Origin of the sequence: Vagococcus bubulae (genome assembly GCF_003950315.1) — a bacterium.
Classification (GTDB): Bacteria; Bacillota; Bacilli; order Lactobacillales; family Vagococcaceae; genus Vagococcus; species Vagococcus bubulae.
On record NZ_NGJT01000014.1, the window covers coordinates 20,132 to 46,767 of the forward strand.

The following is a 26,636-nucleotide window of genomic DNA, read 5'->3' on the forward strand; positions in this document are numbered from 1 at the left end:
TCAACCTTTCTTTATTTATGAATCGCTTTTTTATAAGTGTCGAGCGCTGCTTCTTGTATTGCTTCAGATAATGTTGGATGTGGATGGATTGCTTCACCTAATTCAAGTGGTGTCGCATCTAAATAAATCGATGTACTTGCTTCTGATATTAAATCTGTCGCATGTGGTCCAATGATGGATACACCTAATAAGTCATCTGTCTCTTCATCTCTTATGACCTCAACAAATCCACCTTCTCCACCATAAACAAGTGCTTTACCATTTCCAGCAAAGTTAAAATTACCAACTTTTGCTTTAACCCCCTCTGGTAAGTTATCTTTTGAATAACCCACACTAGCAATTTCAGGATTTGTATAAACACAACGAGGAACATTAATGTAATTTATTGTCTCTACATCTTCTTCTAGTAAATGACTAACGGCAATTTCGCCTTCTTTCATTGCAACGTGAGCTAATTGAAGAGTATCAATGCAATCTCCTACCGCATAAATATGATCTTCTGTTGTTTGGTAAAATTCATTTACTTGAATCCCTTTATCGTCAAACTTAACAGATGTATTTTGTAACCCAATGCCATTAACATTTGGTTTGCGTCCTATCGCAACCATTACCTTATCCACTGTTAGGCTGTCTTTTCCTTCAATATCTACAACTACTTCTTGGTCTTTTATTTCCGCTTTAGACACTTTACTACTTAATAGAACATTAATACCGCGTTTTTCTAAGCTCTTCTTCAATTCTTTAGAAATTGTAGGGCTTTCATTTATTAGTAATCGATCTAAAAACTCAATAATTGTTACTTCTACACCCAAACTATTCAGTAATGATGCCCACTCAACACCAATAACACCTCCACCAACAATCGCAATTGATTTTGGTAAATCTTGAATTTCCAACATGCCATCTGACGATAAAATAAATTCTTCATCTAATGGTAAATTAGGTAGTGTTTTTGGTGATGAGCCTGTGGCAATGATGACATTTTTAGGAACAATAATTTCTTCTTCTTTAGACTTATCGTTAAATGTTACGGCCACTGCCCCAGAAACTGGTGAAAAGATAGATGGTCCTAATATCGCGCCCTCACCTTCGAGTACACGAATTTTATTTTTCTTAACTAATCCTTCAACCCCTTGATGAAGTTGATTGATAATTCCTTGTTTTCTTTCTTGAACTTTTTTAAAATCCACAGAAAAATCTTTTACGTTTTCAATACCAAATTCTTGTGCCTCTTTAATGGTGTCAAATACTTCAGCACTTCTTAAAAGCGCTTTCGTTGGGATGCATCCTTTGTGAAGACATGTCCCACCTAACTTATGTTTTTCAACAATTGTTACGTCTAATCCTTTTTGGGCTGCTCGGATAGCTGCAACATAACCACCAGTTCCCCCACCTAAAATCAATAAATCTGTTTGTTCTGCCATCTTTTTCACTCCTTATTTTTACTACACTAACGCATAATCTTTCGCTTCTTCTTTACCTGATAAAACTCGCCAAGCTCCTTCATAAAGTGCTTGCATTTCCATTTCTCCAGGGAAAGCTTTTACTGGTGCAATCCATTCAACTCGAGAAATAATTTGATTTCTAACTGATTCAGAGTAAATTGCACCACCTGTTAGAACAATGCCATCTATTTTTCCTTTTAACACAACGGACATTTCAGCAATACTTTTAGCTACTTGATAGGACATTGCTTCTTCATAAAATGCCGCTTCTGTATCTCCCTCGTTGATTCGCTTTTCAACTTCTCTCAAGTCTGTCTCACCAAGGTATGATTTTAATCCACTATTACCTGCGATTAATTTTTTAATATCTGCAAGTGTCAGTTCTTCTTTTATAATGAGATTAGCAAATTCAATTAATGGTAACTCACCACTACGCTCAGGTGAAAAAGGTCCTTCTCCATCTAAACCATTGACCGCATCAATCATTTTCCCATTTTTATGGGCCCCAACGCTTATGCCCCCACCTAGATGAGCCACAATAAAGGATGAGTCGTTATACTCTTTACCCATTTCTTCTGCAGCAACTCTAGCGACAGCTTTTTGATTTAGAGCATGTGTAACACTTCGTCTATCAATACCCTTTAAGCCTGAAACTTTTGCTATTGGTTCCATTTCGTCGACTACTACTGGGTCAACAATATATGCTGGAATATTATATTCTTTTGAAAACTCATTGGCTAAAATAGCACCTAAGTTAGAAGCATGTGTGTTGTACTTCTCAGCTAATAAATCGCTTAATAAGGCTTCATTAACAAGGTAAGTCCCTCCAGGAATTGGTTTTAATAATCCTCCACGACCAACTACTGCAACTAAATGCTGTTCTGCTTCATGTTTTTTGATAAATTCAGAAATTAAATTGGTTCTAAATTCTGTTTGACTAATGACATTCTCAAATTGTGCTATCTCATCAACTGAATGGCGAATGGTTTCTTCAGCGATTAATTCATGATTTGAAAAAATAGCCAATTTTGTTGATGTCGATCCTGGATTAATGACTAATATACTATCCATCCAAATGCCCCTTCCTATATTTGTTTCATGGCAAATTCTAAAGAATCTAGTTTACTTGCTGTAGTATCACTTCTTGATGTCAGAACAACTGGAACTTTGGTCCCAACAATCGTTCCACCCACTGTTGCATTAGCAAATAATGTCAATGATTTATATAGACTATTTCCTGCATCAATTTGTGGTACGACTAAAACATCCGCATCTCCTGTGATTGGACCATCATATCGCTTGTGTTCAACTGCTTCTTTTGACATAGCTAAATCAAAAGAAATGGGTCCAAATATTGTGGCATTCTCTTCTTTTTCAAAGTAACTCGCCACTTCAGTTGCTAAAACTGAGGAAGGCATTTTTGGATTGTAATTTTCTGCTGCACTTAGTAAGGCAATTTTCGGATGAGTTATACCTATCTTATGAGCAACTGTTTTGACATTTTCAACAATTTCAATCATTGTCTGTGTATCTGGTGCAATATTCATCGCACAATCTGTTAATAAAAATGTTTTATCTTTAGAAGGTATCGTAACCATTGCAACATGTGACAAAACAGGTTGTGTTTTTAATCCGTAATCTTTTTTTAATAACTCTTTTAATAATGTATGTGTTTGTATAATTCCTTTAAGGAGAATTTGAGCGTGTCCATCTGCGACATATTTCACAGCTTTCTCGACAATTTCTGCTTCATCTTCGCAATGAACATATTCCCACGTATCACTGTCTCCTATATTTTCTGTTGTATCAAAAACAACAAATTTAAGTTCTTTTTTGAAACGTTTTTTAGCTTCGTTTACCAACGTTAAAATTTCTGGTTGGGAACCTCCGGCAACTGATACCGTTATCAATTTCATTCACCTCATTTATTTCTTTCTGACTACACTCATACTGTACTAACTAATGTAAACGCATACAATTTGTTGTTTTTTATCTTACTATTGATTTAATTTATAGGTCCTATAAACTTTGCTAATACAACATTTATAAACTTGTTATTTCAAATACTCATTATATTTTAATGTTATATTAATAAATTGTTTTACCGATATAACACAAATACTGTACATATATTATTCAAAAAAACATTTTTGTGCATTAAAAAAAAGACCTCGATAAATCGAGATCTCTCTTTATTACATCATTTTTCCTAACGCCACATCATAAACTTGATCCACTAAATCTTCTAAAAAATCCATCTCATGAGACACAAGTAAAACTGTACCTTCAAATTGATTCAATGTTTCTTTTAACGAATCTTTACTTTGTTGATCCAAATGGTTTGTTGGTTCATCTAAAACAAGTAGATTGCTCTTGATTAAAGTTAAATGACATAATTTCACTTTACATTGTTCTCCACCACTTAGTTGGGATAAAGGTTTACTCATATTATCGTCATTAATCCCACTTTTGGAGAGAACTCGGCGTACTTCTTTATTAGATAATTTTGGATGAACAACTTGTAGCCAATCAATAGCTGACTGGTTTGGATGTTCCCAATTTAAATCTTGAGAAAAATAATTAATTTTTACATCATTACTGATTTCAATTGTTCCAGATAATTTATCGATTTCACCAATGAGTGTTTTTAATAAGGTTGATTTACCTATTCCGTTAAACCCTTTAATCGCAATTTTTTCCCCTTTATGAAGTCTAAAATTGATGTCTTCTAATAAAGGAAACTCATAACCGACTGACAAGTCATTTGTTTCAAGGACTAAATGACTATGACTCATCTCATATGGAAACTCAAATTTACCAGGTTTTCCACTTGGTGGAGCAGCAAGTCGGTCAATTTTGTTCAATTGTTTTTCACGACTTTTTGCCATATTCGAACGACTTCCGGCTTTATACTTTCTAACGTATGCTTCAAGTTTATCAATTTCTTTTTGCTGTTTATCATAATCACGTTGATGTTGTTCTGCTTTGGCTTGTTTTTGTTTCATCGCTGCTTCAAGATTACCATTGTATTTTGTTAATGTGTGATAATCGATGTCGCAAATACACGTTGTGACTTTATTTAAAAAATCTCTATCATGCGAGATAACAATATATGTGCTATCTAATTGATTTAAATAATCTGACAACCAATCAATATGAGAGACATCCAAATAGTTCGTTGGCTCGTCCAATAAAAAGACATCTGCTTTTTCAAGTAATAATTTTGCCAAACTTACTTTAGAACGTTGCCCACCACTTAATTTAGCAACTTCTTTATCTAAACCAATCGCTGTTAATCCTAAGCCATTTGCCACTTGCTCAATTTGTGTCTCTATTGAATAGAAATCACTGGCTTCTAATTTTTCTTGTTTTTTTCCAATTGTTTCAAGTAGTTCATCGTCATACGTTATCGCATATTCTTCATACATCTCTTGAATCTCATCACTTATTTGATAAAGGTGACTAAATGCTTGTTTTAAATAATCAAACATCGTATCCCCTTCACTATAGGTTAATTGTTGTTCCAAATAAGAAATACTCAGATTATTTTGCCACACAATTCGTCCTTCATCTGGCATAATGTCTCCTTGAATCATTTTTAATAGAGTAGACTTTCCTGCCCCATTTTTTCCTGTTAACCCAAGGTGCTCACCTTTATTTAAACGAAGTGAACCATTCTCATACAACATTTTATCGGGTAATTCATACTTCAAATCATCAATTTCTAAAATACTCACGGTTGAATCTCCTTTTTACTAAAATCATCATAAAAAAAGAAAACAATTGAAAAATCAATCAATTGTTTTCTACCTAACACTTTATGATTCTATCTAACATCTTTAGTCTATATTATCAGTAAAATATATCATGCAATAGTTTATAAGTCAATTTTTAGCGATGGATGACTGTTATCATCGTCATGATTATTGAATTTTGACTTAGGTAAATTCCAATCATATGTTAAACCGACTACCCTTAACAACACGGTCAATGCAATAATAAAAAGATATACTAATGAGTGTGTTGGTCGATAAACATAAAGTGCGATTGCAATCAAAATAGACCAACTACCATATATTTCAGCACATAACACACTTGGTTTTTTACCTGCTAATATATCACGAATTAACCCACCGCCAGTTCCTGTTAACAATGCTGCCATAATAACAGGACCGATATGACCATTAATTCCTAATCCATATAGAGCACCTTGGATACTAAACGCTGCTAACCCTATCGCATCAGAAATTAATTCTAATGTTTTCATAGATGATAGTTTTTTAGGAAACAAATACACAGTACCAATAGTCGCAAACGAGACATAAAACAAAGTAGTCTGACTCCAAAAAATATCCATTGATAAGCCTAATATTAAATTCCTTAAAGCGCCTCCACCAAATGCCGTGACAAAACCTAAAACGGTGATACCTAATAAATCATACTTCTCCTCTATGGCAACAAGTGCTCCAGATAACGAAAAAGCAATCGTCCCAATGATACTTGTTACTTCTAAAATATCCATTGTTCCAACCCCCTGAAACAGTTTAATCATGTATAAGTCACAGACTCTTTTCATATTATAACTATTTCAAGGCAAAATTACGTCAATTTTTAAAAATTTTGATTTAAACTAAGTATTTTGCTATAACGCTGTTAAAAAAGTAATGAGTCCAAAAATAATTCCTGGGAAATTAGCTAGAACAAGTGGCCAATCTCTAGGATGTTTAAAAAATCCATACGCCACCCATAACGTACAATTTATAGCTGCAACTAATGGTTGGATAGGACTGCCTTTATCTCCTGCGATATTATTACTTATCTGTGGGATATATGACACATACATCAAAATCGCTGTAATTGTTGCAATCCAACTAATATAATTTATCACTTTCGATTGTGTGTCTTTTTTTTTGACAGGCTTACTGTCACTCATTGTTTATTCCTCCTATTTAAACATCACTTTTCAAGATTCTTCTTATATAGTAGGATAACACAATTTGAAAAATAGGTTAATTATTAACTATTCACAATAAAATAATCACTACTTAAAGTCATTATTAATCAAAACAATATATTCTTCTATCACTTTAAAAAAACTCTCTATATCTTGATCAGAGCATTTTTCTTTTAATTGTCCCATTGTTTTTGAAATGTCAATTGTGTCATATAATTTATGTGCTTCACTTAATTCTAAGCCTTTATCTGTTACATATAAATGAAATGTTGTTTTATTATCTTTTGATTTTTCTTTTTTTATATAACCTTTTTTTTCTAATTTTGAGACCGTTTGAGATAAAGCCGCTTTTGTTCTATTCCAATATTTTGCTAGATCGCTTACAGTTGTTCCAGGATTTTCTTCTATATAAGTAATAGTATGGGCCTCAATCATGGACACTTCTTCTCCTGTACCATAATCATGTTTTGAAATAATATAATTATAATATAATATAACAAATTGATAGATATTATTGTGACGATTATTTAATTCACGAAACTGTTTATTTATTCTATTTATTTCTTTATTTTCCATTGTCATTCTCCTATTTACACTAATAATTTAATTATTTCATAATTACTATTTAAACGCAATTAAACCTTTTTTAAAAATACTTATTGACATATCACTTGTATCTGAGTTATTATACGTTTGTAATAGTTAAGGGCCTTAACCATATAAAAAGGAGGATGATTTATGAAACGCTTAATTAGCAAAAAAGCACCAAAAGCAATCGGTAGTTATTCACATGCAACACAAGTAGGAAATTTAATTTATACATCTGGTCAATTACCAATTAATCCAGATACCATGGAACTTATCAGTGATGACGTAACTGAACAGGCAAAACAGAGTTTAACTAATATTAAATATATTTTAGAAGAAAATGAAAGCGATTTACAAAATATAATTAAAGTAACTATTTTATTATCTGACATATCGGATTTTAAAGCTGTTGATGCTATTTATAGTCAATTTTTTGCAGATAGTAACTATCCATCAAGAAGTGCTTATGCTGTAAAAAGTTTACCTATGAATGCAAAAATTGAAATTGAAGTCATTGCACAAATCAAAGGAGAAGATTAAATATGTTAATGGATGAATTTGTTGAAAAATACTCAGTAAATAGATACGATACAAACTCTTTAAAATGGGATGCGTTAGATGTTAGATATGGTGATAAAGATTTAATTCCTATGTGGGTAGCAGATATGGAATTTAAAATTCCTGAAGAAGTCCAACAAGCTCTAAACGAACGAATTGAACATGGTGTTTTCGGTTATTCTTATACACCAGATTCATATTATCAGTCATTTATTAATTGGCAAAAAAAGCGTCATAACATTGATGTTAAAAAAGAATGGATAAATTTTTCAACAGGTATTGTTACTGCTCTATATTGGTTTGTTAATATTTTCACTGAAGAAAATGATGCTGTTATGATTCAAACTCCAGTCTACTATCCTTTCCATAATGCTGTGTTAGACAATAATCGTCAGTTAATCACATCAGAACTTAAAAATGATAATGGGAGTTATTCAATGGATTTAGATGATTTTGAAAAAAAAATCATTAGTAATAACGTAAAAATGTTTATTCTTTGTTCACCTCACAATCCCGTTGGTCGCGTTTGGACAAAAGAAGAATTAGAAGATGTTCTTAGTATATGTAAAAAACATCATGTTTTAGTTATTTCAGATGAAATTCATCAAGACATCATTTTAGGAGACAATACTTTCACATCTGCATTGATGGTAGATAAAAAATATTATGATTCACTTATTGTTTGTTCTGCTCCATCGAAAACATTTAATTTAGCTTGTTTACTTAATTCACATATCATTATTCCAAATGAGGATTTAAGAACAGTTTATCAACAAGAAGTTAAAAAGATTAATCAAACAGAAACAAGTTTAATGGGACAAATTGCTTGCGAAGCAGCTTACAACCATGGGGAAGAATGGTTAGATAATCTACTAGAAGTTATTGAATACAACTATAACTATGTAAAAAATAAACTTGAAAAAAATGCACCTAAAGCAATTATTTCAGACTTACAAGGAACTTATCTTACTTGGATTGATTTAAGAGGTTACATAACGCCTGATGATACTAAATCTTTTATTCAAGATAGATGTCGTTTAGCTATTGATTTTGGTGAATGGTTTAGTAAAGAATGTAAAGGTTTCGTCCGATTGAATATGGCAACCGATCCAAAATATGTTCAACAAGCAACAGAGAATATCATTGCTGAATTAAACAAACTTTAAGCGAGGAAAAAAGGATGACTATTTTAAGAAACTATAAATCGTCTTTTGTTTTACTAGGTGGAATGATTTTAGGCTCCATCATCGGTATCATCATGGGTCCTAAAGCAACCATGTTTATGCCTCTTGCAACTATCTTTCTGAATCTTTTATATTGCTGCATTGTTCCTATGATTTTTACTTCTCTCGTATCTGCAATAGCAAATATGGAAAGTACAAAAAAATTAGGAAAGATCTTATCTATGATGATTGGATTATTTATTATAACAGGTATATTCGCAGCAATATTTATGCTATTAGTAACAATTACCTTCAATCCTGCAAAAGGTGTGAGTCTTGATTTAAAAGAAACCATTGATGCTGGAAAAGCAAGTACAGATTTTGTTGGCATGTTAACTGTTAATGATTTTAATCTGTTATGGAGTCGACAAAATTTAATGGCACTAATCGTTTTCACAATACTATTTGGAATTGCAACATCTTCTTTAGGAGAAAAAGGAATAGTTATCGTTCAATTCTTTGATGGTCTTTCTAATGTTATTATTAAATTAGTTGGATATGTAATGAAATTAGCTCCAATTGGTTTGGGCGCCTTTTTTGCCAGTCTAATTGGGGAACAAGGCTCGCAAATAGCTGGACCACTCTCACGATCACTTATTATTTTTCTATTTGCTTCTCTTGTTTATTATTTTGTATCTAATACATTATTTGCTTTCATTGGCGGTGGACGTGAGGGAATATCATTATTTTGGAAAAATATTTTACCACCTAGCTTAACATCTTTAGGAACCTGCTCAAGTGCTGCAACGATTCCAACTAATTTAATAGCTGGTGAAAAAATTGGACTATCAAAAGAAATCAATAATCTAGTTGTACCAATGGGGGCAAACTTACATAAAGATGGCGCTGTTTTAATTCAGATACTCAAAATCGTCTTTATGTGTGAAGTATTTAATATAAATATTTTAGAACCAAAAAACTTTATCACTGCTATTGTGATAGCTGTACTAGCATCATGTGTCATGGGGGCCATTCCTGCTGGCGGCTATACGGGTGAAATATTTATCATGTCCGCTTTTGGATTACCACAAGTTGCTATGCCTATCATGATACTAATTGGTACAATAACCGATGCACCTGCTACAGCGATTAATAGTACAGGAGATATCAGTGTAGGAATGATGCTTTCAAGATTTATAGAAGGTAAAGATTGGTATAATAAACCTAAATCTGTTGAATCTACTCATATATCCATCACACCAGTCAAATCACCTTCTGTTAATTAAAAAAGAAAAGAAACTATCACTATTTAGTCATATTAATTAATATATAAATCCACCTCGCTAAATTCATGTCAAATGAAGTTCATCCGAGGTGGATTTTTTATCCTTAAACAATAGCAAACGCTCGAACGGTAAATCCTGGAGATTCTTCTATCTTAGGAATACCTATCACAATTGCTCCACCAGTGCTTGGTACATCATATAATCGATCTAATGCTTCTACTTGAAAATTTCCTGTTGATAACCAGTATAATTCTCCTAATAAGGCATTATTTTCGGCAAAGGCTTTTCCACTATCAGTATCTAGTGTTTCATGACCAATCGCCCGAACATTTCTTTTTTCATGCAAAAATGTTAACGCCTCAATCGACCATCCTGGTGTATGCCCTTGTCCTAATTCATCTTTGTTGTAAAAGGCTTCGTGATTCTCCCACTTTTTCGACCAACCACTAGCAAATGCCACAAAACTTCCTGAAGTGATTTTTCCATGTTCTTTTTCAAATGTTAAAATATCTTCTTCTGTTAATTCATAGTCTGGATTCTTTTCTACTTCCCTTTCTTTATGAATCACATATAAAGGCAGAATCGTATCTTGTAGGCTTAACTCTTCCAATAATTCTCTTCCCTCAGCAAAGTGACCTGGCGCATCAATATGAGTACCGTATTGAGTCGCAAGGGTGTACTCTTTTGCAAAAAAGCCATCTTCTTTAATCGTAAAAATCGTTTTTTCTTTTAATGGAGAAAAAGCTGGAAAATATGGAATTTTATTTGATAGTGAGTGTGTTAAATCAATCCATTCTCTTTGTTTCAATTGGTTAATAGCTTCTATAATAGTCATCTATTCTCTTCCTTTCTTAAAACGTTTCCTTGGCAACTTCAATAATGAGTGATAATTTCTTCCATTGGTCTTCTTCTGTTACCTTGTTCCCTTCATGTGTTGATGAAAACCCACATTGTGGACTCAAACATAACTGGTCTAATGGAACAATCTGACTAGCTTCAATAATTCTATTTTTAATGGTTTCCTGATTTTCTAACTCAGGTGTTTTAGTTGTGACTAATCCTAGCACTACTTTTTGATTACCAATATATCTCAACGGTTCAAACCCACCTGAACGTTCATCGTCAAATTCTAAAAAGAAGCCTGAAAAAGCTTCAATGCTAAACAATCTTTTTGCAATGACTTCATATGAGCCATTATATAGCCACTTCGATTGGAAATTGCCTTTACAAAAATGAAACGTCACATCTAAATCTGATGGTTTATTTTCTAACACTTTTTCTGTGATGTCTCCAAATTCTTGAATTAATTCATCTGGATTATAACCATTCGTTTTTATTAATTCTCTAAAACGATCATCAAACAAAGCACCCCAACTAGTATCATCTAATTGAAGATAACGACAACCTGCTTGGTAAAACGCTTGAATCGCGTCTTGATATGTTTTCACTAAATCAGCCACAAAATCGGCTTTGTTCTCATAGATGGGGTTCTCATTATACTGTTTGGATAGTATAAATGAATCCAAGTAAATCATATTAGGACCAGGAATTGTTTGTTTAGTAATGGCATCACCAGCATACTTTTGGGTAAATTTAAAATGATCAATGAAAGGATGTGAATCATTAAATGATAATTGCCCCGACACAAATGTTCCCTGAGCTTCTGTTTTTATACCAAATGCGGTTGTTTCAAAATCATAAACCGTGATACCATCCAATCCTGCTATAAAGTCTAAATGCCACCATCGTCTTCTAAATTCACCATCAGTAACAGCTTTTAACCCTATCTTTTTTTGTTTTTCAATAACATTGATAATTTCTTTATCCTCTATTTTGGTTAATTCTTCTTTGGATAGTTTGCCATTCTTATATTGTTCTCGGGCCTCTTTCAAAATAGTTGGTCTTAATAAACTACCTACTTGATCATAACGAAATGGAATATTACTCATGCGTTCTCCTCCTTAATTTTATATAAAAAAAAGCCCCTAGATATCTAAATAGATATCTAAGGACATGGTTGACATGTGTTACCACCTTAATTTGTTGTTTCTTCACAAAAACAACCTCTAACAGTACCCAACATATGGAGACTGCTGTTTGCTAACGGAACAAGCCGTACTTTCCTAAACGTGTCAGAAAGTCCACTCAAAAGCCATTTTCAGATAGTTCTATTGACGTCTTTTTTCAGCTACCAAGACTCTCTGTTAGAAAATATCATTACCTTACTTTCTTTCTCATCGTGTTTTAATCTTTTTCTTAGAATGACTATACCTTGAATTAAATCACCTGTCAACAAAAAAGGGGGCTATTATTAAAAAAAACAATCCTAAATAACTATTTAAGATTGCTTTTTACATGCTATGATATTTTCCATTTTTTTTATAAATATTTCTTTATCTTTTTGGGTAAAAGCTTTTGGTCCTTTAGTTTTTTTACCTGCTTTACGCATTTGACTTCCAATAAAACGTTGATTTAATAAGGTATCAATTGTCTGTGTTGTGTATTCTTGACCACTATGATGAAACACTCGTACAGGTTTTGTTAACAATAAAGACGCTAACCCATAGTCTTGTGTAATAATAACATCATCGTCTTCTACCTCTTTTACAATACGATAATCTGCACTATCGCTTCCTTTATCAACATAGATAAATTCAATAAAATCAGGATAAATTTTATTTGTGTAGTGATCGATACTTGTCACAATAACTACTGGAATATTATATGCTTCTCCCAAAGCAATCACTTCATTCTTTACTGGAGAACCATCCCCATCTATGACAAAACGCATACGTCACCTCCTAAATAATCATCATCTATAATCGGTCATTAAACCCTTTAAAAAATGTCTTGTATAATTGTCCCCACATACTTTATAATTTCGATGCCCTTCTTTTCTTAAGAATGCACCTAATTCGCTTTTAGATACAGTCACCCCTGCTTCATCCAAATAATGAAGCATGTCATCTGTTGTCAACGATAAGGCTATTTTAATTTTTTTCAAAAAGACATTATTCGCGTTTCCTTCATGTAGCTCGTATACAACCGTTTCGTCTTCTTTTTTTCCGCGTTGAGAAATAATCATGCCATTTAAAAAACGTTCAAACAGTTCATCTTCTAGCATATTTTCATATAAATCATCCTCAATTTTCTTTAGCATCGACAAGTATTCTTCTTTACTTAACTCTGCTCCACCTAAACGAAAAATTTCTACCATATCATTGTCTTTAATATCTAGTGCATACCTTAAACGTGTTAATCGATCATTATTGTTCATACCATACCTCTTTTTATGTTATACAACCATTATATCATAGTGAGCTTTTTAAAGAGCAAATAAAAAAATAGGTGCCTGACCTATTTTTTTAACTTTAAATTTGGATAGTTTTTAAGCAAACGATTTAGATTATGATGTCTTAATTTTAATGGTTTCTTTCTTAATTCATGTAATACTTTTAATCTATTATGATCAGATTCTTCATTTTCAAACAAACGTTTTAAGCGATATTCTTTGATTGAAGCATTTTCTGAATCACTTGTATCAATAGAAGCTGCCACTTCTTTTTTGGTTGTCGCTGTGAAGCTAAGTGTTGTCACCACATCTGTTATAAATACTATAAACAACAAGATTGGTCCAATACTATGTGTCATATTAGAAAACTGATTAATCCCATCTTGAATAACAGGGTTAATCACTTTAATTAAAAATAAACACCCGACTCCCCAGAACATTGATACAGGTACAGCGACACGTCCCTCAATATTAAGCGGAACACTCTTATAATCCCATAAGGACATATTAAATAATTTCTCAAGTAACCAACTTGTGAGGTATTCAATAATTGTTACAATGACAACTGAATTAAAATAAAGATTCAATAACGTGCCAGATTTATCAGGTACTAAAAGTAATACAGCTGTCACACCAAATCCATAAACTGGACAATATGGCCCTAATAAAAAACCACGATAAACGAAATGTCTCGCCTTAAAAGAACAGTACACACTCTCCCACAACCATCCAATGATGGAATACGTAATAAACGTCATAAATATTTTTTCCACAATCAATTCCCCTTTTTGTTTACATTATCTCTCTATGTTATAATCGATTAACTACATTCTATCATGATGATGAATGAAATGCTTTTATTAATACAACTTAATATAGAAAGAAGAATTATTATGACATTTTTAGGTAATATTATTTGGTTTATTTTCGGTGGTTTCGTTGGCGGTATATCCTGGTTTTTAGCTGGATGCCTTTGGTGTATAACCATTATCGGAATTCCTATTGGGCTACAATGTTTTAAAATTGCTGGACTTTCTTTTTGGCCTTTTGGTAAAGATGTTATCTATACTGGTAGTGGATTATCATTTATTGTTGATATTGTTTGGCTTATTATTTCAGGATTACCATTAGCCATTGTTCATTTAACAAGTGGTATCATTCTTTGCATTACCATTATTGGGATTCCTTTTGGCAAACAATCATTTAAATTAGCAAAACTAGCTTTAATGCCTTTTGGTGCACAAATTGTCTATAGAAGATAAAAGATAGCCATGACTTTATATCATCATGGCTATTTTTTTTATTATTTTTTTCCAACCTCTTGACCAGCAATTCTACCAAAAACAATAATATCTGTTATGGCATTTCCTCCTAAACGATTGCTTCCATGAATAACACCTGTTAATTCACCTGCCGCATACAATCCTGGAATTGGTTTTCCCTCTTTATCCAATACTTCTGTTTTGTCATTAATGACAAGTCCCCCCATTGTGTGATGAACTGACGGAGCTGCTTTTTCAATATAATAAGGTCCTTCTTCAAGAGATACAAGTTTTCCACGATGATTAAAGTCCTTATCTTTCCCTGTTTTAGCATAGTCATTTACTTTTTTAACGGTTTCTTTTAAATTGTTAACGTCAATATCAAAAAAGGCTGCTGCTTCTTCAAGAGTATCTGCTTTCGTTATTAATTTTTGTTTTTTCAATTCATTATATTCGGCTTCATGAACTGACATTGTACCAGATATGTCATTAATCTTATCATTCCAAATTTGATACGTATAACCACCTGTTTGTTTTAAAATAGCATTAGAGATAACATCTCTTCGTTCTAACTCTTCAACAAAACGATTTCCTTCTTGGTTGACTAATATCGCACCATCAAAACGAGTGTCGGCTAATAAAGAAATAACACCTGTTTTAGGATTACAGATAGGATACGTTTGAATATTTTCCATGTTGGTTAAATCCGCACCAATCGCTTCTGCCATTACAATTCCGTCACCAGTGGAACCCTCAGTCACGGTTGACATATAGCTTTCGTCCATCTTAGCATTATATTTTTTTCTCATATCAACATTTGAACCAAAACCACCTGTTGTTAAAATTACACCATCTTTAGCATGATAAGTGATTGTATCACCATCTTTGTTTTCTGCTTTAACAGCCGTTACTTTATCATCCTCTTTAACAAGCTCTTTGGCAGTTGTATTTAGTTTGATAGGGATATCTAATTTATCTGCTTTGGCTTTAAATTTCGTTATAACTTCTTGACCAGTATGACCTTTTGGAATCAATGCTCTCTTATAAGAATGTCCACCAAATTGGAACAGCTGATCATCTAAAAACTCTACCTTGATATCATCTTTTAACCAAGTAGCTGCATCTAATGCGTGTTCCGTCATTACTTGAATCATATGTGGATTGCCTAATTTATCTCCTCCTTTTATTGTGTCTTCTGCCATTTTTTCAGGAGAATCACCCTTAATGCCTAATTTCTTTTGTACCCAGTTATTCGGCACATTCATCTCAGCTCCGGAAATCAATGTATTTCCTCCAACTGCGGGCATTTTTTCAATCAGTACAACTGATTTCCCTGCTTCTTTGGCTTCAATGGCTGCACTAAATCCTGCACCACCAGAACCTACTACAACCACATCATAATGTTGGTCGCTGTCTTCTTTTTTCATTTCTTTTGTTGCTTTTTTACTCGCAACTAATGTTAACCCTGATTTTTTTATTGCATCGTTCACCGCTTCAATGTAACCATTACTTGTCGCAGTTGAACCAGATACCGCATCGACATCTGTTGAATTTTGACTAACAATGACTTCTTGTAACTCATCATAAACTGGTTCTGCCAACACTTTATTTTCATCATGATCTACCACTTTGATAGTCTCTATTTTGTTATTTTTTACTGTCACTTGAACTTTAATGTCACCATGCTTTCCATTTCCTACACCTTCAAATGTCCCACTTGATTGTGACGTTGACCCACATGACGTTAACATCATCATTAATAACAAACTGGTTAAACCCTTAACTACTTTTTTCACCTTGTTTCTCTCCCTTACTGTGATATATTATTAATTAACACCTATTTCACTGTGAATTATATAACAATGAAACGGTTTCGTCTTTGCACGAATCCGTCATTTCTTACATAAATCAGTACATTGTTACATTTTTCACTTTAAAAAGGAGACGTTTATGAAAACCATTAAGAAAAAAGTTATCATGGGGATGATATTGTTATTTATTTTTTTATTTATTTTATTACTTTCAGTGATTCAATATGAGATGAAACAAAATGTTCTTCCATTAAATACTAAATTAACACAGCAAATCGTTAATAGTAAAAGCAAAGAAATGAATGATTGGTTTAGCGAACGATTAAGTGAAATCGCTACCTTAGCTGATTTTGCTTACCGTCAAGATTTAGATAGAGAAAACTTTTTTATTGAAACACAACAACTTGAAACAAGACAAGCACCTATTTATGAGTCTATCCGACTAATTGATAACAAGGGAGTATCTCATTCAAAAATATATCCTGACTTTTCTGTGATTGATCGCTTTTATTTCAAAAAATTATTGCTTCACGATGACCAGCACTATCTAATCACTAATAAATTACATTCTAAAGAAGCAAACCAAGACATCATTATTGTGGTCTATCAACTAAAAGCGTCAACAAGTGACGGAATCCAATACATCGCTGCTGCGATTAATATCGATCAAATCCAAAAGTTTACCAAAGAATTATCTCTATATGACGGTATTGGGTCACTTATTAATCACCCTAATACTAACCAAACATCTGTCACTTCAATAAGTCATAATAAGAAAGACATGGTGTTTAAATCCGATATTCCACTATTACCTGACTGGACAGTTCATTATACGATTAATCAAGATGATTTATTAAAGACAGATTTGCATCTAAAGAAAGTGATTATTTGGTTATTTATTATTTTAAGTGCTTCGTTTATCCTATTTTTTATCTTTCAATTGGACTTATTAATAAAACCCATCGAATCACTAACACATACCATGAAAAAAGTGACACAATCTAATAAATATGACCGTTCGACTATCACATCAAATGATGAGATTGGAGTTTTGGCTTCACAATTCAACCAAATGTTAGATGTTATGGAGGTCACACAAAAAGAGAATACTTCAAGACATATTCGTTTATTACAAGAGCAGTTTAAACCTCATTTTCTTTATAATACGCTAAATACAGTTCAATGGTTAGCTGCTACAGGAGAACACAAAAAGATGGATGATACCATTAAAGCATTAAGTGAGTATTTCAGAACTAGCTTGAATGATGGAAATGATTATTCAACTATCAAAAATGAACTAGAACACGTCACAAACTACATCATGATTCAAAATATTCGTTATGAAAATAGCATTCATTTAACTAGTCACAAATCAGATGATGTGAATGAATACCTTGTCCCTCGTTTCATCTTTCAGCCAATTGTTGAAAATGCCATATATCATGGTATTAGGCCGAGTAAAAAAAATCATCAACGAATTGATGTATCAATTGAAGAAAAAGAAAAAATGATGACGATTATGATTAAAAATACAGGTGTGATACCAAAAGATGATTGTTTAACAAAATTAAATGACTTTTTTAATACTCCTAAATACCACAAAGACAATGTGGGATTTGGCTTATATGGTGTATATATGCAACTGTCCTATTTTTATGATGACGCCATTGAAATGTCTGCATACACGCAAGATGATTTCTTTATTATTAAAATGACTGTTCCTATAATTAGTTTGAAAGGAGATTATAATGGATATCTTATTAATTGATGATGAACCTGTCTTTAGAAAAGGACTAGCTCATATTATTCAGCAACACTCAATTGAATTTAAGCATATTTTCCAAGCAGACTGTGGACATGAAGCACTCTCTATTATACAAAATGAAAAAAATATTTCCGTGGCTTTAGTAGATATCAATTTACCTGATATGAATGGGTTAGCTTTAGCAAAAAAACTGATGGCTTTATTTCCATCTATCATCATTGTGATAATTAGTGGTTATGATGACTTTAATTTTACAAGACAAGCAATCCAACTCCAGGTGTTTGATTACTTATTAAAACCAGTTGCTCCTTCTGATATAACCTATCTACTAAACAAAATAGATAATAAGCTAATAGATGAAACGTCGCAAAAAAAGACGTTTAAAAATGAAGACATTAAGCTATCACCTCTTTGTCTTAATGCCATAGATATTATTAAAGAGCGCTATTCTGACAACACTCTTTCTTTAGCTTTTGTTTCTAAAGAATTATTTGTTGATTCTTCTTACTTAAGCAAACAGTTAAAAAAACAAACTGGAAAATCATTTAGTGATTATCTAACCGATTATCGGTTAAATAAAGCAAAAGAATTATTACAACAAACTACGATTAATCTTAGTATTCAAGAAGTTAGCACCAAGGTTGGTTACGCCAATCCTCATTATTTTAGCAGACTATTTAAGCTCCATGAAAACTTAAGTCCTACTGAATTTAAAGAAAAGCATTTTAAAAATCAAACCGTTTTTTAGTATTTTTTGAAAAAACACAAATTTAATGTTAGATAATCTGACATAAAATTTGTGTTTTTCTATTTCTTTAAATTATAATGAAAAAAACAGAAAAAAGGAGAAACTTTATGAAAAATAAATATTCTTTATTTTCATTCATTGCTTTACTAACTTCCATGATTGTTTTAGCTTTCGGAGTTAACGTAAAAGCAGAGGAAAAAACTTATACAATCGGGACTGACTTAACGTTTGCTCCTTTTGAGTATCAAAATTCTAGCGGAACTTATATAGGGATTGATGTTGATTTAATCAACGCCATCGCAAAAGACCAAGGATTTAAAGTTGATTTGAAACCTCTAGGATTTGATAGTGCTGTACAAGCTGTTCAATCAAACCAAGTTGATGGTATGGTAGCTGGTATGAGCATCACAGACGAGAGAAAAAAATCATTTGATTTCTCTGATCCTTATTTTGATAGTGGCATTTCAATGGCTGTTAAAAAAGGAAACACTTCTATCAAAAGTTATGATGATTTAAAAGGAAAGACAGTTGCTGCCAAAGTGGGGACTGAAAGTGCTGCTTTCTTAGAAAAAAATCAAAAAAAGTATGGCTACACAATAAAAAACTTCGATGATGCTACCGGCCTTTATAAATCGCTAGAAAACGGTGAAACAGTCGCCATTTTTGACGATTATCCAGTACTTGGATATGCCATTACAAATGGCCAAGCACTTGAATTAGTTGGAGAAAAAGAAACAGGTAGTGCCTATGGATTTGCTGTTAAAAAAGGGCAAAATCAAGAATTATTAGAAAAATTCAATGCAGGTTTAAAAAATCTAAAAGCGTCTGGTGAGTACGATAAAATTATCGACAAATACATTTCATCAGGTCAAGATACAAGTACTGAAGAAACTGCAGTAGATGAAACAAGTTTTGCTGGTATGATTAAAAATAACTGGAAAAGCTTATTAAACGGTTTATGGATGACCATTAAATTAACTTTAATCTCATTTATTTTAGCTTTAATTATTGGGATTATTATTGGATTATTTAGCGTCTCTCCTTCTAAAGCTTTAAGAATCATTGCCACAATCTATGTTGACATTATCCGTGGTATTCCACTAATGGTACTAGCTTTCTTTATTTACTTTGGTATGCCAGGTATCTTAGGCTTTAATATTCCTGTCTTTTTAGCTGGTATTATTACCTTGACACTTAACTCAAGTGCTTATCTATCTGAAATTGTGCGTGGAGGAATCAATGCTGTTCCTGCTGGTCAAATGGAAGCATCCAGAAGTTTGGGACTTTCTTATCATAGAACCATGCAAAAAATTATTTTACCACAAGCAATCAAAATAATGATTCCATCATTTGTTAACCAATTTGTTATCTCTTTAAAAGATACCACGATTTTGTCTGCCATTGGGTTAATCGAATTGTTACAAGCTGGAAAAATCATCGTAGCAAGAAATTTACAAAGTACGATGGTTTACTTTACCATCGCATTAATTTATTTGATTTTAATCACTGCACTAACTAAATTAGCAAAAATTTTAGAAAAGAAGGTGAAATAGATGGCTGAAAAAATATTAGTAGAACATCTGGTTAAAAAATATGATGAACATACTGTTCTAAATGACATCAATGTATCCATTAAAAAAGGCGATGTTGTCTGTATTATTGGCCCATCTGGTTCAGGTAAAAGCACGTTTTTACGTTGTTTAAACCAATTAGAAGAAATTACGAGTGGAAATATTATTATAGACGGTACAAATCTAACAGATAAAAATACCAACATCAATAAAGTACGTCAACATATTGGGATGGTATTCCAACATTTTAATCTTTTCCCTCACTTAACCATTTTAGAAAACGTGACCTTAGCACCTGTTGATTTAGGTAAATTATCAAAAGACGAAGCGGAAAAAAAAGCCGTTAGTTTACTTGAATCAGTTGGATTAGCTGATAAAAAAGATAGCTACCCTTCATCCTTATCAGGTGGACAAAAACAACGTGTGGCAATCGCTAGAGCATTAGCTATGAATCCAGATATCATGTTGTTTGATGAACCTACGTCTGCTCTTGACCCTGAGATGGTTGGTGATGTGCTAAATGTCATGAAAGAACTCGCTGAACAAGGGATGACAATGGTGATTGTGACACACGAGATGGGATTTGCTAAAGAAGTAGCCAATCGTGTGATGTTCATTGATGGTGGAAATTTCTTAGAAGATGGATCACCAGAGCAAGTCTTTGAGCACCCTCAACATGAGCGAACAAAAGATTTCTTAAACAAAGTATTAAACATATAAGAAAAAGGAATGACAGTAAGGTAATGTAACCTTGTGTCATTCCTTTTTTGATTTAATCCTCTTTCATTGCTGCTTTTAAAGCTGCCGCAAGTGGACTTTCCATCTCTTCTGCTTGATTGTATTTTTTAATCAATTTTCTTTCTTCATGTTTCGAGATTTTTTTCTTACCTTTTGAGCCGCTTTGCATTTTTTCAGTGTATTGACAGCCGCCACATTTGAAATATGACCCATTTTTATTTTCTAAAATCATCATTTTCTTCTTACATTGTGGACAGCGTTTATTCGAGACTTTTGGATCTTTACGTCGTTTGTAGTGACAGGTGTCACTGCTGCAGACATAAATTTTGCCATCTCTTGTATTTTTCTCTTTTAATTGACTACCACAATCTGGGCATGTTTTATTAGTTAATGAATGATCCACATACTTTTCTTCACTCATTTTAATTTCTTTAACCAAACGAGTGGTCTCTTTTTCAATGTCTTTAATAAAAGATTGATGTTTTAATTGACCATTCGCTATTTTTTCTAAAGACAGTTCCCATTTTTGTGTTAACTCTGGTGTCACAAGAGACGGGTTAACCAACTGCAATAATTGTTTTCCTTTTGCAGTCACCACTAAGCGATTAGTTTGGCGTTCAATCAAATCTGAGCTAATTAATTTCTCAATAATCTCGGCACGTGTTGCAGGTGTTCCTAGATTATGTTTCTCCATTTTACCTAAAAGTGTGCCTTCTGATAAGGGATTAGGAGGGGTTGTCAGTTGTTTATTTATTTTATAAATCGCTTTAATCGCCATTCCTTTTTTAAACACAACAGACTGTTTTGCGATATCTTCTGTTTGTTTCCAACCTGATTCAATGACACGTTGTTGCTTAAACACAAAGGTTGATTGTTCCACTTTCGCTGTAATGGTTTCAATCGATACTTTATACGGTGGTAAAAATAGTCCTAAGAAACGTTCCACAATCATACGATAAATTTTCATTTCATCGTTGTCTAGTTTTTCAAGTCGAGCTGATTGTTCAGTTGGAATCAATCCATGATGATCCGTTACTTTCGCATTTTGGAATACTTTTTGCTGTTTCACTACTGCACCATCTTTAACTAAACGTTTTACTAGTTCTGGTGATAACTGTGTTACAGCAATTAATCGCTCTTTCATCGTTGATTTCATATCAGTTGTTAAATGTTTTGAGTCTGTTCTTGGATAAGTGACCACTTTATGTGTTTCATAAAGGCGTTGAATAATCGATAACGTTTTTTTAGCTGAATATTGGTAACGTTGATTAGCTTCACGTTGAATTTCTGTTAAATCATATGGAAGTGGTGCGTGCTCTGTTTTTTCTTTAACTTGAACATCCTCTACAATTAATGATTTCCCATCAAATGATGTGACTAGTTGTTCTAATTGCTCACGTTCTTTGTATTGACGAGGATTTTTCAAGTCTAAATGACCAACAATACCATCGTATTCGGCATCTAGTGTAAAATAGGTTTCTGGTCTAAATTTTTCAACGACCTCTTCTTGCTTTCTAACCATGGCAAGTGTTGGTGTTTGAACACGTCCTGCTGATAAACTATCTTTATATTTCACTGTCAAAGCACGTGTCACATTAAGTCCAACCAACCAATCTGCTTCAGCACGAGCGACAGCTGAATAATATAAATTGTCGTATTCTTTACTAGGTTTTAATTGCTTGAATCCTTGTTTAATGGCTTTATCTGTTTGAGAAGAAATCCATAAACGCTTCACCGGTTTTTTAAATTTAACATACTGTAAAATCCAACGCGCGACTAATTCTCCTTCACGTCCAGCATCTGTTGCAATAATTGCTTCAGATACATCTTTTCGATTGGCTAATTGACTAATCGCTTTTAATTGTGGACGAGTCTTAGGAAGCGGCTTGATTCCCACACGTTCAGGAATCATAGGTAGAGTGTTCATATTCCACTCTGCCCAATCTTTGTTATAATCTTCAGGCATTTTTAACCCTAACAAATGCCCCAAAGCCCATGTGACGATTACGTTGTCACCTTCAATATAATTTTTAGTTTTTTTGGTTGCCCCTAGCACTTTGGCTAAATCTCTGGCAACACTTGGTTTTTCTGCTATTACCAGTTGCTTCATTTGAATTATTATCTCCTAAATCAATTTTTTTGTAGTTACTTACAAGCATTAATCCTTTATACGCTTGTAAATCTTCATCGCAATCTTCACAATAAATGTATTCTTCTTCGTTCCAAAAGGCGACTAAATATGGGTCTTTACATTTTACTTCTTCATACTGATGTTTTAAATCATCATATTGTTTCATGAATTCCTTTTCTGCATCATGAAACTTATCAAATACAACTTCTGATTTTATACTTTTTTCCCATTCTTCAAAAAACCACCAAGGCTCATCTTCACTATAAGTCTGAATAACTTGATACATCTATTTGTCCGCCCTTCTATTACACTTTACTTATAGACTATGTGAAAATATCTAAATTGACAAATCTTATGACTTATCTATTTTATCCTGTAGAAAAAAAAGAAACAAGTTTTCACCTGTTTCTTTTTAAAATATTATTATAATAACTCACCAAAGCGTTTCACATAGATTTTTTTGATAACCATTACAAGCATTAAATAAGCAACAATTGTCAATCCTAGGTATCCCCAATATTGTCCTGGTAATGGCATTAATCCTAAATCTTGACCAAATGCTGTAAATGGTAAGAATGACCCAATTGCAATCCCAATTGATGTAATAGTTGTTAAAATAAATGACGCTCTACTTTGAATGAATGGTAATTTTGGTGTTCTTAATGTGTGAATAACAAGTGTTTGAGACCATAATGACTCAACAAACCAACCTGCATGGAATACCGCAATAAATAACGCTTGTTGTTCTGCTCCTAATGTGTGATAAGAGCCCCCAACAACTGCAGGACAAATCACAAAATACATTAACGCATAAGTTGTAATATCAAAAACTGAACTGGTAGGTCCAAGCCACTTCATAAATGACCCAATACGACTTGCATCCCATTTTTTAGGTTCTTCTAAGTATTCTGCGTCCATATTATCCCATGGAATTGACATACATGAAATATCATAAATTAAATTCAAGAATAGTAATTGAATAGGTAGCATTGGTAAAAATGGTAAGAAAATACTTGCCACAACAACAGAGAACATATTACCAAAATTTGAACTAGCTGTCATTTTTACGTATTTCATAATATTACCAAACGTTGTACGACCTGCTAAAATACCACGTTCTAAAACCATTAAATCTTTTTCTAATAGAATAACATCTGCACTTTCTTTTGCAATATCAACCGCAGTATCTACTGAAATACCAACATCAGCTTCTTTCATCGCTGGTGCATCGTTAATTCCATCACCCATAAAACCAACTGTGTGGCCTGCGTCGCGTAATACTTTCACTAATCGTGTTTTTTGTGACGGTGTTAATTTCACAAAAATGTTATATTTTTCTGCAATGACTTTTAATTCCACATCATTCATACGAGAAATCTCAGAACCAGTAATTAATTCTTCGTCCTCTAATCCCACTTGTTTGCAAACAGATTTTGTCACTAAAGCATTATCTCCTGTCAATACTTTAACGCCAACTCCATGTTCTTTTAATGCTTTTAATGCATCTTTTGTTGTTTCTTTTGGTGGATCAAGGAAAGCAAGGTAACCAATTAAGACCATATCACTTTCATCTTTTATTGAAAACTCACCAACAACACTTGGGTTTGTTTTTTGAGCTACTGCAATAACTCTTAATCCATCTTCATTTAATTCATCCACTGTTTTTAAAATTGTTGATTTGATATCCTCTGTTAAAGGTACCACACTGCCACGATAATCCACATAGCTTGATACTTCTAACATTTCTTCAACCGCACCTTTAGTAATCATTTGCGTTTTACCAAAAGCATCTTCAATCACCACACTCATGCGACGACGTTGGAAATCAAATGGAATTTCATCCACTTTTTTATAAGCATTGACATTCATATTTAATTCTTCTTCTGCTGACTCGATAATAGCTTTATCCATTAAGTTTTTTAATCCTGTTTGATAATAACTGTTAAAGAAAGCATGTCTTAATACTCTGTCATCTTCTTTTCCATCGACATCTAAATGATATTCTAAAATAATTTTATCTTGTGTTAATGTCCCTGTCTTATCAGTACATAAGACATCTATTGCACCAAAATTTTGGATAGAATTTAAATTTTTGATGATGGTTCCTTTTTTCGCCATAGTTGACGCACCTTTTACAAGGTTAGTTGTCACAATCATTGGTAACATTTCAGGCGTTAATCCCACAGCCACTGATAAACCAAATAGAAATGCTTCTAACCAGTCGCCTTTTGTTAAACCATTAATAAGGAATACTGTTGGAGCCATGACCATCATAAAACGAATTAATAACCAAGAAGTTTTTGAAATTCCAACATCAAAACTAGTAATAGTATGTTTTTCGGACACATCTTTGGCGATTTGTCCAAATAATGTACCATTTCCAACAGCGATAACTAGTCCAATGGCACTACCACTCACCACGTTACTTCCCATAAATGCAATATTTTCATAATCTGTTTCTGTGTCTTTTTTTCTCATTGTAAACGTATCTTTTTTCTCAACTGGATAACTTTCACCTGTCATCGCAGCTTGAGAAACAAATAAATCTTTGGTGCGAATCAATCGAACGTCAGCTGGTAACATGTCTCCTGCTGATAATTTAACAATATCTCCACAGACAATTTCTTCAATAGGAAGCTCAACTTCTTCTCCTTTTCTAAGAACGGTTGCTGTGACTTTTACCATATTGCTAAGCTTTTCAGCGGCATTGTTTGATTTAACTGACTGAACAAGTGTCATTGTTCCACTTAAAACAACCATTGCCACAATGATTAATACACCGGTTAAGTCTTTTTCATCTGCTGGGACAATCACATAATCTGTGATGAACGAAATAATGGCTAATGCTAATAATACTGTCGTAAACGGTGTAAAATATGCTTTTAAAACTTCGACGATAAATGGTGTTTTCTTTTTATGTGAAATAACATTTTCACCAAACTCATCTCTTAATACTTCTGCTTCACTGTTATTTATTCCACTTAAACTTGTCTTAAATCCTGATAATAATTTGTCTACATTTGTTTGTGCAAAATATTTGTAGTTTGCGATTTCTTTTTTTTCCATTGTTGTAACCTTCTTTCCCACTTGTTGTATCCATAAGAAACACCCGACCATAAAAAAGAGTATGCCACTCAAATTTGTATGTATCATGTGTATTCCCCCTTAATTATTGGGTCCTTTTTGAGAAGTGGTTACAAGCTATCAACTTATCTTTCTGAGGTAGAAACAGATAGACAATAATAAACTTTTTCTATGTTCCACTTTTCTAGACCCTTGTAACTTCGACCGTGACTACTATCTTCCATGTGTTTCCATCTCCTT

The 26,636-nt window shown here is 32.9% G+C and carries 24 protein-coding genes and 1 other annotated feature; of the genes, 8 read left to right on the forward strand and 16 right to left on the reverse strand.

Annotation, left to right across the window (positions count from 1 at the left end; translation table 11 throughout):
• Positions 1-11: 11 nt before the first annotated feature.
• The 7 genes from lpdA to CBF36_RS08150 form a co-directional block, all read right to left on the reverse strand.
• Positions 12-1,424 carry a dihydrolipoyl dehydrogenase gene (lpdA, locus tag CBF36_RS08120; protein WP_125957954.1) on the reverse strand — a complete coding sequence of 471 codons (1,413 nt, stop codon included), beginning with the start codon at positions 1,422-1,424 and terminating at the stop codon, positions 12-14.
• 21 nt (positions 1,425-1,445) lie between these two features.
• The gene (gene buk, locus CBF36_RS08125) at positions 1,446-2,516 is read right to left on the reverse strand and encodes a butyrate kinase (RefSeq protein ID WP_125957955.1); all 1,071 of its coding nucleotides are present in this window, start codon (positions 2,514-2,516) and stop codon (positions 1,446-1,448) included.
• Between the two features lie 14 nt (positions 2,517-2,530).
• The gene (locus tag CBF36_RS08130; RefSeq protein WP_125957987.1) at positions 2,531-3,355 is read right to left on the reverse strand and encodes a phosphate acyltransferase; all 825 of its coding nucleotides are present in this window, start codon (positions 3,353-3,355) and stop codon (positions 2,531-2,533) included.
• 285 nt (positions 3,356-3,640) lie between these two features.
• The gene (locus tag CBF36_RS08135) at positions 3,641-5,182 is read right to left on the reverse strand and encodes an ABC-F family ATP-binding cassette domain-containing protein (protein WP_125957956.1); all 1,542 of its coding nucleotides are present in this window, start codon (positions 5,180-5,182) and stop codon (positions 3,641-3,643) included.
• A gap of 140 nt (positions 5,183-5,322) precedes the next feature.
• The gene (locus CBF36_RS08140; protein WP_125957957.1) at positions 5,323-5,967 is read right to left on the reverse strand and encodes a trimeric intracellular cation channel family protein; all 645 of its coding nucleotides are present in this window, start codon (positions 5,965-5,967) and stop codon (positions 5,323-5,325) included.
• Positions 5,968-6,087: 120 nt separating this feature from the next.
• Entirely contained in the window at positions 6,088-6,378 is a 291-nt protein-coding gene (locus CBF36_RS08145) for a SemiSWEET family transporter (protein ID WP_125957958.1), read from the reverse strand.
• 108 nt (positions 6,379-6,486) lie between these two features.
• Positions 6,487-6,975: a MarR family winged helix-turn-helix transcriptional regulator gene (locus tag CBF36_RS08150; RefSeq protein WP_165865434.1), complete on the reverse strand. Its 489-nt coding sequence runs from the start codon at positions 6,973-6,975 to the stop codon at positions 6,487-6,489.
• Positions 6,976-7,137: 162 nt separating this feature from the next.
• On the opposite strand from CBF36_RS08150, the gene CBF36_RS08155 reads away from it, so the two are divergent.
• Genes CBF36_RS08155 through CBF36_RS08165 form a run of 3 tightly spaced genes read left to right on the forward strand, consistent with a single transcriptional unit; the run spans position 7,138 to position 9,994 of the window.
• Positions 7,138-7,527: a Rid family detoxifying hydrolase gene (locus tag CBF36_RS08155; RefSeq protein WP_125957960.1), complete on the forward strand. Its 390-nt coding sequence runs from the start codon at positions 7,138-7,140 to the stop codon at positions 7,525-7,527.
• A gap of 2 nt (positions 7,528-7,529) precedes the next feature.
• Positions 7,530-8,711, forward strand: coding sequence for a MalY/PatB family protein (locus CBF36_RS08160; RefSeq protein ID WP_125957961.1), 1,182 nt, complete (start codon positions 7,530-7,532; stop codon positions 8,709-8,711).
• A gap of 14 nt (positions 8,712-8,725) precedes the next feature.
• The gene (locus CBF36_RS08165) at positions 8,726-9,994 is read left to right on the forward strand and encodes a dicarboxylate/amino acid:cation symporter (RefSeq protein WP_125957962.1); all 1,269 of its coding nucleotides are present in this window, start codon (positions 8,726-8,728) and stop codon (positions 9,992-9,994) included.
• A gap of 103 nt (positions 9,995-10,097) precedes the next feature.
• Here the strand turns inward: CBF36_RS08165 and CBF36_RS08170 are convergent, their stop codons facing one another.
• The 5 genes from CBF36_RS08170 to CBF36_RS08190 form a co-directional block, all read right to left on the reverse strand.
• The gene (locus CBF36_RS08170; RefSeq protein WP_125957963.1) at positions 10,098-10,829 is read right to left on the reverse strand and encodes a cyclase family protein; all 732 of its coding nucleotides are present in this window, start codon (positions 10,827-10,829) and stop codon (positions 10,098-10,100) included.
• Between the two features lie 16 nt (positions 10,830-10,845).
• A complete protein-coding gene (locus tag CBF36_RS08175; protein WP_125957964.1) occupies positions 10,846-11,943 on the reverse strand; it encodes a 5-methyltetrahydropteroyltriglutamate--homocysteine S-methyltransferase in 1,098 nt (365 codons plus the stop codon).
• A 55-nt stretch (positions 11,944-11,998) separates the two neighbouring features.
• Positions 11,999-12,241, reverse strand: a binding site (T-box leader).
• A 91-nt stretch (positions 12,242-12,332) separates the two neighbouring features.
• The gene (locus CBF36_RS08180; RefSeq protein ID WP_125957965.1) at positions 12,333-12,785 is read right to left on the reverse strand and encodes a YaiI/YqxD family protein; all 453 of its coding nucleotides are present in this window, start codon (positions 12,783-12,785) and stop codon (positions 12,333-12,335) included.
• A 21-nt stretch (positions 12,786-12,806) separates the two neighbouring features.
• Positions 12,807-13,271 carry a YehS family protein gene (locus CBF36_RS08185; protein WP_125957966.1) on the reverse strand — a complete coding sequence of 155 codons (465 nt, stop codon included), beginning with the start codon at positions 13,269-13,271 and terminating at the stop codon, positions 12,807-12,809.
• 80 nt (positions 13,272-13,351) lie between these two features.
• Positions 13,352-14,044 (reverse strand): putative ABC transporter permease, encoded by a 693-nt coding sequence (locus tag CBF36_RS08190; protein WP_125957988.1) that lies wholly within the window; start codon positions 14,042-14,044, stop codon positions 13,352-13,354.
• A 135-nt stretch (positions 14,045-14,179) separates the two neighbouring features.
• Here CBF36_RS08190 and CBF36_RS08195 point away from each other — a divergent pair, with 135 nt between their 5' ends.
• Positions 14,180-14,548 carry a YccF domain-containing protein gene (locus CBF36_RS08195; protein ID WP_125957967.1) on the forward strand — a complete coding sequence of 123 codons (369 nt, stop codon included), beginning with the start codon at positions 14,180-14,182 and terminating at the stop codon, positions 14,546-14,548.
• Positions 14,549-14,589: 41 nt separating this feature from the next.
• Here the strand turns inward: CBF36_RS08195 and CBF36_RS08200 are convergent, their stop codons facing one another.
• Positions 14,590-16,305: a flavocytochrome c gene (locus CBF36_RS08200; protein WP_125957989.1), complete on the reverse strand. Its 1,716-nt coding sequence runs from the start codon at positions 16,303-16,305 to the stop codon at positions 14,590-14,592.
• 193 nt (positions 16,306-16,498) lie between these two features.
• Between CBF36_RS08200 and CBF36_RS08205 the strand changes: the two genes are divergently transcribed.
• From CBF36_RS08205 to CBF36_RS08220, 4 genes are all read left to right on the forward strand, one after another.
• The gene (locus CBF36_RS08205; RefSeq protein WP_125957968.1) at positions 16,499-18,127 is read left to right on the forward strand and encodes a sensor histidine kinase; all 1,629 of its coding nucleotides are present in this window, start codon (positions 16,499-16,501) and stop codon (positions 18,125-18,127) included.
• Complete coding sequence (locus CBF36_RS08210) at positions 18,108-18,872, forward strand: response regulator transcription factor (RefSeq protein ID WP_125957969.1); 765 nt, start codon at positions 18,108-18,110, stop codon at positions 18,870-18,872. Before CBF36_RS08205 ends, CBF36_RS08210 begins: the two co-directional genes overlap by 20 nt.
• A 107-nt stretch (positions 18,873-18,979) precedes the next feature.
• Positions 18,980-20,425: an amino acid ABC transporter substrate-binding protein/permease gene (locus CBF36_RS08215; protein ID WP_125957970.1), complete on the forward strand. Its 1,446-nt coding sequence runs from the start codon at positions 18,980-18,982 to the stop codon at positions 20,423-20,425.
• Entirely contained in the window at positions 20,426-21,163 is a 738-nt protein-coding gene (locus CBF36_RS08220) for an amino acid ABC transporter ATP-binding protein (protein ID WP_125957971.1), read from the forward strand.
• A gap of 52 nt (positions 21,164-21,215) precedes the next feature.
• On the opposite strand, the gene CBF36_RS08225 is transcribed toward CBF36_RS08220, so the two are convergent.
• The 3 genes from CBF36_RS08225 to mgtA all read right to left on the reverse strand — a co-directional run bounded on the left by CBF36_RS08225 (position 21,216) and on the right by mgtA (position 26,378).
• A complete protein-coding gene (locus tag CBF36_RS08225; RefSeq protein WP_125957972.1) occupies positions 21,216-23,291 on the reverse strand; it encodes a DNA topoisomerase 3 in 2,076 nt (691 codons plus the stop codon).
• Entirely contained in the window at positions 23,212-23,598 is a 387-nt protein-coding gene (locus CBF36_RS08230) for a DUF1033 family protein (RefSeq protein WP_125957973.1), read from the reverse strand. The genes CBF36_RS08225 and CBF36_RS08230 overlap by 80 nt, the downstream gene beginning before the upstream one ends.
• 137 nt (positions 23,599-23,735) lie before the next feature.
• Positions 23,736-26,378, reverse strand: coding sequence for a magnesium-translocating P-type ATPase (mgtA, locus tag CBF36_RS08235; RefSeq protein ID WP_125957990.1), 2,643 nt, complete (start codon positions 26,376-26,378; stop codon positions 23,736-23,738).
• Between the last annotated feature and the right edge of the window lie 258 nt (positions 26,379-26,636).

What these genes read in the sequence shown, in the direction of transcription:
- lpdA (WP_125957954.1), bottom strand. Translation starts at nt 1,424, where the DNA reads ATGGCAGAACAAACAGATTTATTGATTTTAGGTGGGGGAACTGGTGGT.
- buk (WP_125957955.1), bottom strand. Translation starts at nt 2,516, where the DNA reads ATGGATAGTATATTAGTCATTAATCCAGGATCGACATCAACAAAATTG.
- CBF36_RS08140 (WP_125957957.1), bottom strand. Translation starts at nt 5,967, where the DNA reads ATGGATATTTTAGAAGTAACAAGTATCATTGGGACGATTGCTTTTTCG.
- CBF36_RS08145 (WP_125957958.1), bottom strand. Translation starts at nt 6,378, where the DNA reads ATGAGTGACAGTAAGCCTGTCAAAAAAAAAGACACACAATCGAAAGTG.
- CBF36_RS08150 (WP_165865434.1), bottom strand. Translation starts at nt 6,975, where the DNA reads ATGGAAAATAAAGAAATAAATAGAATAAATAAACAGTTTCGTGAATTA.
- CBF36_RS08155 (WP_125957960.1), top strand. Translation starts at nt 7,138, where the DNA reads ATGAAACGCTTAATTAGCAAAAAAGCACCAAAAGCAATCGGTAGTTAT.
- CBF36_RS08160 (WP_125957961.1), top strand. Translation starts at nt 7,530, where the DNA reads ATGTTAATGGATGAATTTGTTGAAAAATACTCAGTAAATAGATACGAT.
- CBF36_RS08165 (WP_125957962.1), top strand. Translation starts at nt 8,726, where the DNA reads ATGACTATTTTAAGAAACTATAAATCGTCTTTTGTTTTACTAGGTGGA.
- CBF36_RS08170 (WP_125957963.1), bottom strand. Translation starts at nt 10,829, where the DNA reads ATGACTATTATAGAAGCTATTAACCAATTGAAACAAAGAGAATGGATT.
- CBF36_RS08175 (WP_125957964.1), bottom strand. Translation starts at nt 11,943, where the DNA reads ATGAGTAATATTCCATTTCGTTATGATCAAGTAGGTAGTTTATTAAGA.
- CBF36_RS08180 (WP_125957965.1), bottom strand. Translation starts at nt 12,785, where the DNA reads ATGCGTTTTGTCATAGATGGGGATGGTTCTCCAGTAAAGAATGAAGTG.
- CBF36_RS08185 (WP_125957966.1), bottom strand. Translation starts at nt 13,271, where the DNA reads ATGAACAATAATGATCGATTAACACGTTTAAGGTATGCACTAGATATT.
- CBF36_RS08190 (WP_125957988.1), bottom strand. Translation starts at nt 14,044, where the DNA reads ATGACGTTTATTACGTATTCCATCATTGGATGGTTGTGGGAGAGTGTG.
- CBF36_RS08195 (WP_125957967.1), top strand. Translation starts at nt 14,180, where the DNA reads ATGACATTTTTAGGTAATATTATTTGGTTTATTTTCGGTGGTTTCGTT.
- CBF36_RS08200 (WP_125957989.1), bottom strand. Translation starts at nt 16,305, where the DNA reads ATGATGATGTTAACGTCATGTGGGTCAACGTCACAATCAAGTGGGACA.
- CBF36_RS08205 (WP_125957968.1), top strand. Translation starts at nt 16,499, where the DNA reads ATGAAAACCATTAAGAAAAAAGTTATCATGGGGATGATATTGTTATTT.
- CBF36_RS08210 (WP_125957969.1), top strand. Translation starts at nt 18,108, where the DNA reads ATGGATATCTTATTAATTGATGATGAACCTGTCTTTAGAAAAGGACTA.
- CBF36_RS08215 (WP_125957970.1), top strand. Translation starts at nt 18,980, where the DNA reads ATGAAAAATAAATATTCTTTATTTTCATTCATTGCTTTACTAACTTCC.
- CBF36_RS08220 (WP_125957971.1), top strand. Translation starts at nt 20,426, where the DNA reads ATGGCTGAAAAAATATTAGTAGAACATCTGGTTAAAAAATATGATGAA.
- CBF36_RS08225 (WP_125957972.1), bottom strand. Translation starts at nt 23,291, where the DNA reads ATGAAGCAACTGGTAATAGCAGAAAAACCAAGTGTTGCCAGAGATTTA.
- CBF36_RS08230 (WP_125957973.1), bottom strand. Translation starts at nt 23,598, where the DNA reads ATGTATCAAGTTATTCAGACTTATAGTGAAGATGAGCCTTGGTGGTTT.
- mgtA (WP_125957990.1), bottom strand. Translation starts at nt 26,378, where the DNA reads ATGGAAAAAAAAGAAATCGCAAACTACAAATATTTTGCACAAACAAAT.